Here is a 13,096-nt window from a genome sequence, read left to right as displayed (position 1 = left end):
GTGAGAATTTAGATAAATATTACATTTTATTTCTTATTTTCATTTTGAGTGATTTTAGGGGAATTGACAACTTAATTAAGGCGTATTTTACGGTAGATTTTGGCGGCCAGTGGCTGGGGTGGAACGACCGATTCAGAGAGTCAGCAAATTGGGCGCGATCGAATTCTCAGTTACATTCAAACTTAGATAGATTCTGGCGATAATGCTCATTAACTATATTTACAGTGTTGGCGCTAGCGGGCGATCGCATCCATGAACTTGTACAATCGTATAATTCAGTGAAATACAACATTCCGATTGAAAAATTGGCGATGCGAGATTCTACCTTAAAACCACAAATCTCAAAGCTAAAATCGATCGCGCGCCACATCAGATCCGTTGTTTATCCGGCGGGATTCTTGGTCTGGCTTTGGCGATCGACATTAACGGATCGCCAATGGTGGCGACTTTCCAAGGAGGGGATTCTAGCTGGCGGGCGGCCATTAAAAAGGGTGCACCTCGTGTTAGGCGATCGACCATTATTTTAGGTGGAAGAAATGCAGCCAAAAAAGGTTCGTTGACGCTACCAATATAGGCGTAAGCACCATTTTGTAACCACCTACCAGCAACGGTATTTACATCATCGGGAGCTGATGCTGACCAACTGTGAATCATGTGGATTGCTGCAGGAAATTGCAGCTTTGGTATGTCGTCAACTGCCGCGTCGCCGTTACCGACTTGAAATGATTTTGGATAGCCTTTGGAATTCATCAATATTAAGTCAAAGGCCCACGGTATTGCTGCTAAACTCCGCCACCTTTCCAAGCTAGCTTCTGGTTGTTGCACTAATTCTACGTTAAGGCCTATGCTTTTTAGTTTGTTAGATGCTTCTGCCATTCCATATTTTCCCCAATTCCCTTCTGTGGGGTAGCTGTTATAAAGCATGGCTGTTTGGCTGTCGAGAAATATGGCACACATGGCTTGATATATCGATCGCACTTCGGAGCCGTAAATCCAGCCAGCGGCGGCCCACCGTTCGCCGTTGGGATGCCTTCCTAAACCGTCGGTAACAGCCCATTGTTCGTCTTTGTTTTTGGGGGATTGATATTTTACTGCTAGTTGGCGTACAATGGTAATTGTGTCGATCGGATCTCCGAGTTGAGAGTAAAAATATCCAGTGGATTCGACGGCTTTTGTAACCGCTGCTTGCAGATTTTTCCACTGTGTATCATTGAGGTTATCGTTGGGTTTTCCGAAGTTACCTTCGAGAAATACTAAAGGTTCGCCGCGGGCTGCTGCTAAGGCAACTGCTGCTGTACGTGCGGGGTCGTTTTCTGATGTGATTACTACTCCTGGAGGTTCCCAGCCCAGCTCAGTCCATTTGGCTCTTAAGGTTTGAGTATCCGTGGAATCCCAGGCTGCTGCTGCGCTGTTGAGCATTAATTGTTGGAGTTTTTGACCTTTTGGGAGTTGCTGTTTGATGCTCGGCAAACGGATGATTTCTTCGGGTTGGAAGCGCTGCACAAACATCGGCGCGTATTTTTTGTCTTCGATGAGAATGGGCCAGTTTCCTTTGAGATTCCATTTTTGAATTGCTGCTAAAAATGTGGCTTCGTCTGGTACTAAAACTATGCGATTAACTGTTGGGATGTTTTCGCGGAGGATGTTGACTCGGAGGCCTGTTTGTACTGGCCAGGGTTCTTGTTTGGCTGAGTCGGGAAGTTGAAAGGATTTTGTTGCAATAAAAAAGCTACATCCATTAATTGTTGTTAAAAACGAGCCTATAAATAGGATTAATGCTAGAATTTTAATGTGTAACTTTTTGCGATGGTTCATGTTTTTTTTTACCGCAGATTGAAGCAAATTGAAGCGGATTAACGCAGAGGTCGATGGGTTCTGTTAATAAATGCCCGGAATTAGTTTTTTGACTCGCTGACGATATTCTGAATAGTCGGGATATTTTTCACTCAACCAGGTTTCTTCACGATTTGCTTTGATGTCAAAAAATATCAGTAAAATTGCAGTTGCTATTAAGTGCGATAGGCTCATTTGAAAAATTGCCCAACCGAAAGCTGCTAAAACTAAGCCGCTGTATAACGGATGTCGCACTATGCTGTAAATTCCTGTTTGGATTAATTCTCCGTTTTCTATGGGATAGGGTAAAGGTGTGAGGTTTTTTCCTAAGTCTATCAATCCTTTGACGATTAAAATTAGCGCGCCTAAGCCGAGCATAGCTGCGAAAAACCAGGTAACATAAATTAATTGAGTTGATTCAATTTTGAATCCCGGCATTTGATAAACTGGTAAAATGGCAAATCCTGCTAGTAATGCTCCTTGCAGTAATACTAAATATTCGCCGCGGCTGTTGTGACGCAAGCTTTCGCGGGTGAAACCCCAGTCAGTTAAAATTTTCATAGTTGAAGTCATTAGTCATTAGTCATTAGTCATTAGTCATTAGTCATTAGTCATTAGTCATTAGTCATTAGTCATTAGTCATTGGTTATTGGTTGTTTGTTATTGGTTATTGGTGGTAACAACTGACAACTGACAACTGACAACTGACAACTGGCAACTGCTTTCCGTCCAATGTCATCAGGAAGAAGGAAGAGGGAAGTAAGCTGTTGCGGCATTTAAACTGTATGTCAACAAATAATAAAACTCTTGTGGGGCGGGCATCCTGCCCGCCCTGAATATGCAATTAAAATGCGCGACAGCTTAAAACCCAACCTACGGCGAACAGTCAACAGTCAACAATCAACAGTCAACAATTAACAAATTTATTCTAGCCAAGGACGTGTCATTAGCTCTAGTTGGTTGACTTCATCTTGGCTTAAAGTCCAACCTAATGCGCCTGCATTTTCTTGGGCTTGTTTTGCGGTTTTGGCGCCGGGAATGGGGATGACTCCGTTTTGGGCTATTAGCCAGTTTAGGGCTACTTGGGCGGGCGTGCGAGATCGCTTTTTGCCCATTTTCCGCAGGGTGGACATGACTAATTCGATTTTTTCGATGCCTGTTTTGCTGAAGCGGGAATCCAGTTTCCGGGCTCCTGCCGGTTGTTCTTCGGCGGTGTATTTACCTGTCAGCAATCCTTGGGCTAAGGGGCTGTAAGCTAAAATTGTTACTCCCAATTCCGAGGCGGTACTGACAATTTTTTGTTTTTCTACTTGCCGCGACAGCAATGAATAACGGACTTGATTTGTTGCTAGGGGTACGCCTCTGGCTGCGAGTATTTTGTGGGCTTCTCGCATTTGTTCTGCTGAATAGTTGCTGACTCCTATTGCTTGAATTCTGCCTTTTTTTACTTCGTCTGCTAAGGCGTTCATTAGGCTTTCTTGACTCAGTAAAAAAGTGAAGGGCCAGTGGACTTGGTAGAGGGTTATTTGTTCTACTTGCAAGCGTTTTAAGCTGGCACTCAAAGCGTCGGAAACGGATTTTCCGGTAATCCGCCAAGGTACGGGGCCGAATTTGGTGGCTATTTGGACGGGTTGGCTGGTTTTTTTGATAAACTGTCCCAGCAATTCTTCTGACAAGCCGTTACCGTAGACTTCGGCTGTGTCGAAAAAGTTGACTCCTGCGTCTAGGGCTGTTTTGAATGCTGCTTCTACTTCGGTGGCGCCGTAGTTGCTACCGTAGTTCCAAAATAGTTTATCGCCCCAAGCCCAAGTTCCGACGCACAGGGGAATGACGGCTGGGCCGTTTTGTCCTAGGGTAATGGTTGTCACGGTTGGTAAATCCACAGTTATTGATTCTCTTTATTTTTATATGAATTTATACGAATAATCGCATTTGAGCTTCGGGCTTTGGGAGGAAAGGTGGCTGTATCTCAGTTACTATAAATGAGTCATGCTGTATTTATTTTAATAGTTATGTCGATCGACCGTTTGCCAGATTCTAGATTAACAGATTCCGCGACTGTGGCCCCAAAGCGGGTTAATTTGCTGACTATGTTCCGGCTGGGTTTGTTTCAGATGGGGCTGGGCATGATGTCGATTTTGACGCTGGGGGTACTCAATCGCGTGATGATTAAGGAGTTGGCGATTCCGGCTACTGTGGTGGCTGGTACGCTGGCGATGCACCAGTTTGTCGCTCCGGCTAGGGTGTGGTTCGGGCAAATGTCTGATGCTAAGCCTTTGTTCGGGCATCACCGCACGGGTTACGTGTGGCTGGGAGGGCTGTTGTTTGTAATTTCGGCTTTTTTGGCGGTGCAGGTGATGTGGTGCTTGGGCGACAGTTTGGAGGCTGTGGGATGGACGACTCCGACTTACGGTTGGGTGGGTTTGTTGGGTTTGGTTTTTGCAGTTTACGGTATCGCGATTTGTTCGAGTTCGACTCCTTTTGCTGCTTTGTTGGTGGATGTTTCCGATGAGGAAGACCGATCGAAGTTGATTGGTGTTGTATGGTCGATGCTGATGGTTGGTATCATTATCGGGGCGATTGTCAGCAGCGGTTTGCTGAAGCAAATTGATGGGGATGTGCCGCGGGAAGTGTTGCAGGCTTCGATTAATGGTTTGTTTGTAAAAGTGCCGGCGGTGGTTTTGCTGTTGGTGGCGGTTGCAACTTTTGGGGTTGAGAAAAAGTATTCGCGGTACGGGGTGCGATCGAGCGCAGTGAATCGAGAAGATAAAATTACCCTGGGAAGTGCGCTGCGGATTTTGACTGCTAGCCGTCAAACCGGTTTGTTTTTTACTTTCCTGCTGATTATGACAATTTGCTTGTTTATGCAGGATGCGGTTTTGGAACCTTACGGCGGGGAAATTTTTAAGATGCCGATTTCGGAAACTACGCGGTTGAATGCTATTTACGGTACTGGTGTGCTTTTTGGTTTGAGTGCTACTGGTTTTTTAATTGTGCCGCGCATCGGCAAGCAAAATACGATTAGATTGGGTTGTTTGTCGGTGGCTGCTTGTTTGGGCTTGATTATTTTATCGGGATTTACTGGTAATCCAATTGTGTTTAAGTCGGCTTTAATGTGCTTCGGATTAGCTTCAGGAATTACGACGACTGGTGCGCTAAGTTTGATGTTGGATTTGACTGCTGCAGAAACGGCGGGGACTTTTATTGGTGCTTGGGGTTTGTCGCAGGCGATGGCGCGGGGTGTGGCGACTGTTAGTGGCGGTGCTATTTTGGATTTTGGCAGGAGTTTGTTTGGGGTGCCGATGTTGGCTTACGGGTTAGTGTTTGCTGTGCCGGCGGTGGGTATGATTCTGGCTGTTTGGCTGTTGGGTAGGGTGGATGTGCGGGAGTTTCAGGATAATGCTAAAAGTGCGATCGCCACTATTCTTGAAAATGAACTAGACTGATATTTTGTCAGTAGTCAGTAGTCAGTAGTCAGTAGTCAGTAGTCAGTAGTCAGTAGTCATCAGTCATCAGTCATCAGTCATTTGGGAATGGAAATTGGTAATTGGAGAGTTCTCTCCCCATCTCCGTTAGTTGTTAATTTTTAGTGAAATGCAAGATTTTTGGAACTCTATTTTGACTTTTTCTCAAACTACTGTCAAGACAATCGGACAGCAGTTTTTGAAAGATTTCGGTTGCGTACAAGCGGATGAGAAAGATGATGGCACTTTGGTTACGCAATCTGACAATTGGGCGGATGCGGAAATTAGAAATGCGATCGCAATTGCGTTTCCCAGCCACGGGATTTTGAGCGAGGAAGGGGAACAGGTTTTCCCCGATACTGAATGGTGTTGGGTTGTCGATCCTTTGGATGCTACGACTAATTTTGCTCGCGGAATTCCAATTTGGGGGATTTCTTTAGGTTTATTGTATCGCGGAACTCCGGTTTTTGGCTGCGTGCATTTGCCGCCGTTAAATCAAACTTTTCATGGTTTTTATGCAGAGGATTTGGCGGGAGATGAGGTATTGACAAATATGCCTCAAGGTGCGTTTTTAAACGATCGCCCAATTCGCCCTAATCCTGATAAAATGAGCGGAAATCATATTTTTAATTTGTGTTCTCGCAGTGTGGGAATTGGGCCTCATCTTCCGAGTAAAATTCGGATGTTGGGGATGGCTAGTTACAATTTTTTGATGGTGGCTTCGGGTGTGGCTATGGGAGGCGTGGAAGCGACTCCGAAAATTTGGGATATTGCCGGGAGTTGGGTAATTGTGAAGGCTGCGGGTGCGGTTTGGTTGCCGCTGGAGTCCCAGGCGATTTTTCCGTTGGAAGTGGGGAAGAATTACGGGAGGGTTTCTTATCCGACTTTGGTAATGAACCGGCAGGAGTTAGTGTCGGTATTTTTGCCGTTTGTGGAAGCTTGGAAGAAGAAGAAAATGGGCTGATATTAATGTAGCCTCGAACCTGTTTTATCGTAGTGCAGGGATGCCCAATCGGACAATTTTAAATAAAACTGCATGGCAGGTGTGACGGAGGAGTCTCCCACGCCTGCCGTGCGGTTTGTAACAAGTATAACCGACCGATGACCGATGGTTAAATTATGCTTGCTCTTGTGCATTTCTGCCAATGTGCGATCGGGTGGTTTTCTTTAGGTCGATCGGGTGATGCGGTAGTGGTAAAATTTGTGGTAATCTTTCTGCGAGTTCAGGGATTCGTCAGACGGATGATTTTCTAAGTGCGATGCTAAAGCGCGGCTGCTGGTTTTGGCTAAGCTGTTCTGCATTTAAATTGTATATTTTGATGACAATCAAAAATCCTCAAATCCTCTCCCCCTCTCCCCCTCTCCCCCTCCATCGCCATACACAATCTATATGAGCAACAGCTTACCGCTGCTTCTTTGGTTGTCAGTAATACAGGTGCTGAGTTTGGATTTCCGGTGAATGTCATGTTAATTTTGGGGTGAGAATCACCAGCAATCAACTATAGCCTTTCAAGCTCTCATATGAGGTACTATCCGGGATAGGATAGGGGATAGGGCATTGGGCTATCCTCACTTTTTTGATAACCGCTATATAATTGTAGCAATTTTTAGGACGCGATTCGCGATCGGGATAGCCCAGATGCACGTAGTTTATACAGCAAGTAAAATAACAAAGATTAGGATTGGGACACAACAATGTTGTGTCCCTACTGCCAAATCAATTTATCGCCTTAGGCGATTAATTTAGACAGGATATTCGACAATTTAGCACCGAGATTTTCCACAGATTCCTGCTGTTGGGCATCTTTCATCGTACCGTCATCATTAAACGCTTCAAAAGCTTTGGGAATTGCTTTCTGATCCGGGAGAACAAACACGCTAATATTCCCCAGGATAGAGCGCAAATGAACCAATCCCCGCAAACCGCCAAATCCGCCAGGGGAAGCACTCATAATTACCGCTACTTTGCCAGTAAATGCCACCAATCCCGGTTCGCCCGGTGCGGGGCGCGATACCCAGTCGATCGCATTTTTCAACACAGGCGTAACCGAACTGTTATACTCAGGGGAAGCTATCAAAAACCCGTGATGCGCTATCATCAATTCCTTCAACTTCCGGGCATTTTCTGGCATTCCCTCTTTTGCTTCCAAATCTTCATCAAATATCGGCATCGGCAAATCGCGCAAATCTACATAGGTAACTTCTGCACCCGCCGCCCTAGCCCCAGCCGCCGCAACTTTTACCAGCAGTTTGTTGTAGGATGCTTCGCGGGTACTTCCGGCAAATGCCAGTATTTTTGGTCTGTTTGTCATTGATTTTTAGGGATAATTGCTTCCGAGTAAAATTTTACTATTCTTGGTGCTGCCAAACAAAGTCAGCAATGGATTTTTCTGCCGACAAAGTAGGATTTTCACTGGAATTGAATACAACGGATCGCGTTTTTACCTTCCCGACTCCCAAACGCCTCTCGACGCGGCTGGGAATGCCGTAACCGTAAATAATATGCCCTTTCCCCGCCAACACTACAACTTGATAGTCGGGGTTAGCTTTGACAAATTCAGCTATACTTTCGGCCATAGTTTCATCCCACAAAACTTGGGCTTGCAAAAATCTTTCAAAAGCCGTACTATTTCCCTTTCCAGCTTTTTGATGCTGTTGGAAAACTTCTAGCAGCATTTGCCGGTATTCGGCGTTGTCGGTGCGAATTTCGGATGTTGGCGGAATGTATTTTTTGTCTTCTGCTGTGAGGCTTTCTAAACCTTGACTGGCAACTTTTCTCGTGACTTCCGAGGGTGTATTTAAGGCGAGCACAGGTAGTTGATTTTCTTTGGCAAACCGTAAAATTGGGGCGTAATATTCCCAGGGAAATCGCCATCTGCGATCGTACTCTGTTTGCTCGATTAATTGCTGTTCTGTCAGTTTACCAGCTAAGTAGTTGTCGATCGCGCTTTGGAACGGACGCTGAAACATTTCAAGGGCGATCGCAATTTTACGATTTTGCCGCTGCATTTCTCGAATAATTTTCAGTTGAGCTTGGTGGTCTGCCTCGCTATCGTGGGTTTCTCCCAGATACACAATTTTCGCCTTCACCAACTGTTGCAGAATCTCTTGGTTAGTGTAAGTTTGCTGGGGTTGAGGCTTCACAGTCGGTTCTGCTGTCGCTATCACATTGCTACACAGCAGGAAAATGCTCAGCGATAAAACACACAGTTTGATGAGTTTGGTTGTTTTCATAAAAATATTATGCCTGTTTCTCGCAGCAGCAACCACAGCCGAACTCTAGGATTTTACCTGGGCATCCACAAAGCTCAATGCTTCATTTAACTTCACAATTTTCCGCAATTATCTACGCCCCTAGAGGGTTGTCTTCCCTCTTCCATCTTCCTAATGACTAATGACTGATGACTAATGACTTCTTTTGTAAAGTTTAGTTGCAGGTACTTGCGCTTCTTGAAAAAGGTGGTAAATTAAAAATATGAAGCGAACAAAAAGCTTCTCTGACAGATACCACATCCAGATACCACAGCGAAGTTCACAATAGAATCTAAGGAGTAAAACGCTGTTTAATCTCACATCTGTCTCATTAAAAACCAATAGCAGCACCCACCAACAAAGCTGATACTTCCTCAACTAATTAGAAGGGAGAAATGCAAGTTAATCCGAGGATTATTGCAGCTCCGAATCAAAGTTGAAAAAGAGGAAATCACTCGGTATATATGGCTGGGTGCTGTTGTTGTTAAAGTTGTTAAAACAGAATTATCGACACTTACTGAAAAATTGTCTCGTCTTCCTTTCGCCACGCAGGATCTACGATACAAATAAATATTAGCGGTTCTTGGCCGCAGTTGTAAATAAACTGCTTGGCGTTGGGCGGAATGTAAACTGCATCTCCGACTTGCACCAATTGAGTCTCATCATCGATGTGCATTTCCGCAACGCCGCTGAGGATGTAGTAAACTTCAGAAGTTGTCAGGGAGTGCAGCGCCGAAGTTTGTCCCGCTGGCAAAGTGGCGCGGGCTAAACTGTAACGCAAATCCACAGCTTGTTTGTCTGGATGCAGCAATTCTCGCAGTTGAGTACCGTCGCCAGCCATAAACTCGTCACAGTCATTGAGCTTTTGAATTAGCATTCTTTCCACACTCCTGAAAATCTCTCCATCGCAATTTAAGTTTAATTGAAAAAGCGAGGAATATTAAGAAATGTTTAAAAAGGCGATCGATTTTTTAACCGTAAGTTCCCGAATGCGATCGATAATCAGGACAGTCGATCGCATCTTCAGATAAAGCTATGGTAGGCTGAACGGGACACTTGAGGTGGTAGTCACCGGTAAAAAATACGCAGTTAGCGCAAGGGATTTGGTGCATCCGCCCAGCTCTGTGCACCGAGTCGGCGACAGCGCGCCCGACACTCGAACACAGCAAAAAAACTAAAGCCCAAGCGGAGACAAAACACAGCGGAACTAAAATAGGCCGTATTGCCTGAAGCAAAAAGTAAAGCATAGCCAGAAAATTTAGCGGTACAAGGCGGGCTATAGATTACAGTAATGGAATCGGCGGGCGATCGACCAAAAAGTTTAGAATCATTTACAGTGCGATCGATAAACCGGGCAATTATGGGATGATAGAGAACCGTAGTTAAATAAAATTAGAGGAAATCAGTTATGTCACTGCGATTAGGCGATACAGTTCCCAACTTTACCCAAGCCTCGTCTAAAGGGGAAATCAATTTCTACGACTGGGCCGGCGATAGTTGGGTGGTGTTGTTTTCACACCCGAAAGACTATACCCCAGTGTGCACCACCGAACTCGGTGCAGTCGCCCGTCTCAAGTCGGAATTTGACAAACGTGGCGTGAAAACCATCGCCCTCAGCGTCGATGATGTAGATTCTCACATGGGTTGGATTAAAGATATCGAGGAAACTCAAAACGTCACCCTCAATTATCCGATTTTAGCAGATGGCGATCGTAAAGTTTCCGACATTTACGACATGATCCATCCCAACTCCCTCAACAACTTAACAATCCGCACCGTTTTTGTAATTGACCCAGAAAAGAAACTGCGTTTGAGCATTACTTATCCGGCGAGCACTGGTCGGAATTTTAATGAAATTCTGCGAGTAATTGATTCCCTGCAACTTACTGACAAATACAGCGTTGCGACTCCAGTTGATTGGAAAGATGGCGACGATTGCGTAATTATACCTTCAATTACCGACCCGAAGGAGTTGGCAGAGAAATTCCCTAAGGGCTACACCCCAGTCAAACCTTATTTGCGGATGACTCCTCAACCGAATAAATAAGTTTGATTTACAAACAGGTTTGTAGTTAAGGCTTTAGTCCTCAATCCTGATTTTTGAGGACTAAAGTGTACGCTACAAACACAGAAATCAACATTTTTATGTAATGATTTAGATTTCAGGAAAACCAAAATGCTGTCATCAAAAATCCTGTTGCGAATACCGCCCAAATTGCAAATGACAGACGAAGATTTTTTCGAGTTCTGTCAAATCAATAGTGAGTTACGCATTGAACGCAACAAATCGGGAGAATTGCTAATTATGCCCCCTACTGGTGGAACAACAGGAAATCGCAGCGGTAGCGTCTTTGGAGAGTTGTATATTTGGACCCGACAAGATGGAACCGGTATCTGTTTTGACTCCAGTACGGGATTTAAGCTTTCAATGGGTGACAAGTCTCCAGATGCCTCGTGGATTAAACTGGAACGGTGGAATGCTTTGTCACCAGAACAGCAAGATAAATTCCCACCTATTTGCCCGGATTTTGTAGTAGAACTCAGGTCTGCTTCTGACAATCTCAAGCCGCTGCAAGAAAAAATGCAAGAATACATGAGAGAACCAGGAGTGCAGTTGGGCTGGTTAATAGACCGCAAAAATCGCCGAGTTTACATTTACCGTCCCGATTTGCCAGAGGAATGTTTGGACAATCCCGCGACAGTCAGCGGCGACCCAGTTTTGCCGGGATTCGTACTCAATATGAGCAAAATTTGGTAGCACAGCAATAAATATCAACTTATTATCAGACTAAATAATAGAATGCAGCAGGCAAAAAATATGGATATCAAAAGCGGCTTTGTAGGCACTATCGGCAACACGCCGTTAATTCGGTTAAACAGCTTCAGCGATGAAACAGGTTGCGAAATTCTCGGCAAAGCAGAGTTTCTAAATCCCGGCGGTTCCGTTAAAGATAGGGCCGCACTTTACATCATCCAAGATGCCGAAGAAAAAGGCTTGTTAAAACCGGGCGGCACTGTTGTAGAAGGCACTGCAGGCAATACGGGCATCGGTTTAGCACACATTTGCAACGCCAAAGGTTACAAATGTTTGATTGTGATTCCCGATACTCAATCCCAAGAAAAAATCGATGCTTTGAAAACCTTGGGCGCGGAAGTTCGGACTGTTCCCGCTGTTCCTTACAAAGACCCGAATAATTATGTTAAATTGTCTGGAAGATTGGCGGAGGAAATGGAGAATGCCGTTTGGGCAAATCAATTTGACAATTTAGCCAATCGCCGCGCTCATTTCGAGACAACGGGGCCGGAAATTTGGGAACAAACCGAGGGCAAAATTGATGCTTGGGTGGCTGCGACGGGTACGGGCGGAACTTTTGCCGGTGTAGCAATGTTTTTGAAATCAAAAAATCCCGCGATTAAAGTTGTTTTGGCAGACCCGATGGGCAGCGGGCTTTACAGTTATTTCAAAACTGGGGAAATTAAGACTGAAGGTAGTTCGATTACTGAGGGAATTGGTACCAGCCGCATCACTGGGAATATGGAGAATGCGCCGGTAGATGATGCTATCCAAATTGATGATGCTGAAGCTGTCCGCGTGATTTATCAATTGTTGAGGAAAGAAGGGCTGTTTATGGGCGGTTCTGTGGGGATTAATGTGGGGGCGGCGGTGGCTTTGGCGAAGCAAATGGGCCCTGGACATAGGATTGTTACGGTACTCTGCGACGGCGGGGCGAGGTATCAGTCGCGTTTGTTCGATCGCCAATGGTTGGCCTCAAAAGGTTTATCATCAGATTAGCCTCCGTATTACACAGGTGTATCGAGATTAATCTGGGTGAAAAAACCCTTGTAGCGCGGGCAAGATTGTAAAAGTCCCAAAGTATCGGGAAATTATCCGCGTCAATCGGTGTTGCATCGGCTTGAAATCTGCGGTTAACCGATTTATCAAAAATTCATGTTAGGCGAGCCAATGGTTAGCCTTAAAAGGTCGATCGTCAGATTTGGTTATATATGGCCGCACCTATTCCCATGATAAAAAAATAGCATATATGTAGTCGAATGTCAAGTAAAAAAACATGAAAATCACAGAATCTTCTAGGCGAGTTCTTGTTTGCCAAAACCGCACTTGTCGCAAGCAAGGTGCAGCAAAGGTACTAGCAGCGTTTGAGAAATTGTCCCCCTCAGAAGTTGAAGTTGTTGCTAGCAGTTGTTTGGGACAGTGCGGCAACGGGCCGATGGTGTTGGTGCTGCCCGAAGAGGTTTGGTACAGTGGGGTTTTTGCTGAGGAAGTTGCGGCAATTACCGAGCAACATTTGCGGGGAGGAAAGCGGGTAGAGAGGATGCTTTATCGCAAGTTTCACGAGCTTTCTCAGCAGCCCTAACCCGGTGTTTGAGCAATTGCTATGTATTAATTAAAAACAATAAAATTGGTTCGATCGTTCGGACTTTAGTCTTTGATGAATGCTGACTAAAGTCCGAACGATCGAACCTTGGGACTAGATATAGCGGTTATCAAGCGTGGTGAGGTATGCCCCATGCCCCATGCCCTATGC

14 protein-coding genes are annotated in these 13,096 nt (G+C 45.1%); 6 read left to right on the top strand and 8 right to left on the bottom strand.

Annotation, left to right across the window (positions count from 1 at the left end; all coding sequences use genetic code 11):
• Window positions 1-369: 369 nt before the first annotated feature.
• The 3 genes from IQ263_RS19805 to IQ263_RS19795 form a co-directional block, all read right to left on the bottom strand.
• Window positions 370-1,815, bottom strand: a complete 1,446-nt coding sequence (locus tag IQ263_RS19805) for a hypothetical protein (protein WP_194069543.1) — start codon at window positions 1,813-1,815, stop codon at window positions 370-372.
• A gap of 63 nt (window positions 1,816-1,878) precedes the next feature.
• The gene (locus IQ263_RS19800; RefSeq protein ID WP_228050206.1) at window positions 1,879-2,406 is read right to left on the bottom strand and encodes a methyltransferase family protein; all 528 of its coding nucleotides are present in this window, start codon (window positions 2,404-2,406) and stop codon (window positions 1,879-1,881) included.
• Between the two features lie 350 nt (window positions 2,407-2,756).
• Window positions 2,757-3,701 (bottom strand): aldo/keto reductase, encoded by a 945-nt coding sequence (locus tag IQ263_RS19795; protein ID WP_194069573.1) that lies wholly within the window; start codon window positions 3,699-3,701, stop codon window positions 2,757-2,759.
• Between the two features lie 144 nt (window positions 3,702-3,845).
• Here IQ263_RS19795 and IQ263_RS19790 point away from each other — a divergent pair, with 144 nt between their 5' ends.
• Together IQ263_RS19790 and IQ263_RS19785 are read left to right on the top strand one after the other, a co-directional pair.
• Window positions 3,846-5,279 carry a BCD family MFS transporter gene (locus tag IQ263_RS19790; RefSeq protein ID WP_194069571.1) on the top strand — a complete coding sequence of 478 codons (1,434 nt, stop codon included), beginning with the start codon at window positions 3,846-3,848 and terminating at the stop codon, window positions 5,277-5,279.
• A gap of 148 nt (window positions 5,280-5,427) precedes the next feature.
• Window positions 5,428-6,261: an inositol monophosphatase family protein gene (locus tag IQ263_RS19785; RefSeq protein ID WP_194069541.1), complete on the top strand. Its 834-nt coding sequence runs from the start codon at window positions 5,428-5,430 to the stop codon at window positions 6,259-6,261.
• Between the two features lie 203 nt (window positions 6,262-6,464).
• Here IQ263_RS19785 and IQ263_RS29455 read toward each other — a convergent pair whose 3' ends face one another.
• The 5 genes from IQ263_RS29455 to IQ263_RS19765 all read right to left on the bottom strand — a co-directional run bounded on the left by IQ263_RS29455 (window position 6,465) and on the right by IQ263_RS19765 (window position 9,796).
• Window positions 6,465-6,599, bottom strand: coding sequence for a hypothetical protein (locus IQ263_RS29455; RefSeq protein ID WP_255515909.1), 135 nt, complete (start codon window positions 6,597-6,599; stop codon window positions 6,465-6,467).
• Between the two features lie 428 nt (window positions 6,600-7,027).
• On the bottom strand, window positions 7,028-7,609 hold the full coding sequence (locus IQ263_RS19780) for an NADPH-dependent FMN reductase (RefSeq protein ID WP_194069539.1): 582 nt from the start codon (window positions 7,607-7,609) through the stop codon (window positions 7,028-7,030).
• A gap of 37 nt (window positions 7,610-7,646) precedes the next feature.
• On the bottom strand, window positions 7,647-8,531 hold the full coding sequence (locus tag IQ263_RS19775) for a ChaN family lipoprotein (protein ID WP_194069538.1): 885 nt from the start codon (window positions 8,529-8,531) through the stop codon (window positions 7,647-7,649).
• A gap of 532 nt (window positions 8,532-9,063) precedes the next feature.
• The gene (locus IQ263_RS19770) at window positions 9,064-9,426 is read right to left on the bottom strand and encodes a cupin domain-containing protein (RefSeq protein ID WP_194069536.1); all 363 of its coding nucleotides are present in this window, start codon (window positions 9,424-9,426) and stop codon (window positions 9,064-9,066) included.
• 94 nt (window positions 9,427-9,520) lie between these two features.
• A complete protein-coding gene (locus tag IQ263_RS19765) occupies window positions 9,521-9,796 on the bottom strand; it encodes a hypothetical protein (RefSeq protein WP_194069534.1) in 276 nt (91 codons plus the stop codon).
• A gap of 161 nt (window positions 9,797-9,957) precedes the next feature.
• Here IQ263_RS19765 and IQ263_RS19760 point away from each other — a divergent pair, with 161 nt between their 5' ends.
• The 4 genes from IQ263_RS19760 (at window position 9,958) to IQ263_RS19745 (ending at window position 12,925) form a co-directional block, all read left to right on the top strand.
• Complete coding sequence (locus IQ263_RS19760) at window positions 9,958-10,596, top strand: peroxiredoxin (protein ID WP_194069532.1); 639 nt, start codon at window positions 9,958-9,960, stop codon at window positions 10,594-10,596.
• 129 nt (window positions 10,597-10,725) lie between these two features.
• Window positions 10,726-11,307 (top strand): Uma2 family endonuclease, encoded by a 582-nt coding sequence (locus IQ263_RS19755; protein ID WP_194069530.1) that lies wholly within the window; start codon window positions 10,726-10,728, stop codon window positions 11,305-11,307.
• A gap of 60 nt (window positions 11,308-11,367) precedes the next feature.
• Entirely contained in the window at window positions 11,368-12,342 is a 975-nt protein-coding gene (locus IQ263_RS19750; protein WP_194069528.1) for a cysteine synthase A, read from the top strand.
• Window positions 12,343-12,619: 277 nt separating this feature from the next.
• On the top strand, window positions 12,620-12,925 hold the full coding sequence (locus IQ263_RS19745) for a (2Fe-2S) ferredoxin domain-containing protein (RefSeq protein ID WP_194069526.1): 306 nt from the start codon (window positions 12,620-12,622) through the stop codon (window positions 12,923-12,925).
• Window positions 12,926-13,096: the final 171 nt, after the last annotated feature.

Source organism: Tychonema sp. LEGE 06208 (assembly GCF_015207505.1).
Lineage (GTDB): Bacteria > Cyanobacteriota > Cyanobacteriia > Cyanobacteriales > Microcoleaceae > Microcoleus.
This window is presented reverse-complemented; position numbering and strand designations above follow the sequence as displayed.

Excerpts from the sequence above, each read along its gene's own strand:
- IQ263_RS19805 (WP_194069543.1), bottom strand. The coding sequence starts at position 1,815 with ATGAACCATCGCAAAAAGTTACACATTAAAATTCTAGCATTAATCCTA.
- IQ263_RS19785 (WP_194069541.1), top strand. The coding sequence starts at position 5,428 with ATGCAAGATTTTTGGAACTCTATTTTGACTTTTTCTCAAACTACTGTC.
- IQ263_RS19760 (WP_194069532.1), top strand. The coding sequence starts at position 9,958 with ATGTCACTGCGATTAGGCGATACAGTTCCCAACTTTACCCAAGCCTCG.
- IQ263_RS19745 (WP_194069526.1), top strand. The coding sequence starts at position 12,620 with ATGAAAATCACAGAATCTTCTAGGCGAGTTCTTGTTTGCCAAAACCGC.
- IQ263_RS19765 (WP_194069534.1), bottom strand. The coding sequence starts at position 9,796 with ATGCTTTACTTTTTGCTTCAGGCAATACGGCCTATTTTAGTTCCGCTG.
- IQ263_RS19780 (WP_194069539.1), bottom strand. The coding sequence starts at position 7,609 with ATGACAAACAGACCAAAAATACTGGCATTTGCCGGAAGTACCCGCGAA.
- IQ263_RS19790 (WP_194069571.1), top strand. The coding sequence starts at position 3,846 with ATGTCGATCGACCGTTTGCCAGATTCTAGATTAACAGATTCCGCGACT.
- IQ263_RS19770 (WP_194069536.1), bottom strand. The coding sequence starts at position 9,426 with ATGCTAATTCAAAAGCTCAATGACTGTGACGAGTTTATGGCTGGCGAC.
- IQ263_RS19775 (WP_194069538.1), bottom strand. The coding sequence starts at position 8,531 with ATGAAAACAACCAAACTCATCAAACTGTGTGTTTTATCGCTGAGCATT.
- IQ263_RS19800 (WP_228050206.1), bottom strand. The coding sequence starts at position 2,406 with ATGACTTCAACTATGAAAATTTTAACTGACTGGGGTTTCACCCGCGAA.
- IQ263_RS19755 (WP_194069530.1), top strand. The coding sequence starts at position 10,726 with ATGCTGTCATCAAAAATCCTGTTGCGAATACCGCCCAAATTGCAAATG.
- IQ263_RS29455 (WP_255515909.1), bottom strand. The coding sequence starts at position 6,599 with ATGCAGAACAGCTTAGCCAAAACCAGCAGCCGCGCTTTAGCATCGCAC.
- IQ263_RS19750 (WP_194069528.1), top strand. The coding sequence starts at position 11,368 with ATGGATATCAAAAGCGGCTTTGTAGGCACTATCGGCAACACGCCGTTA.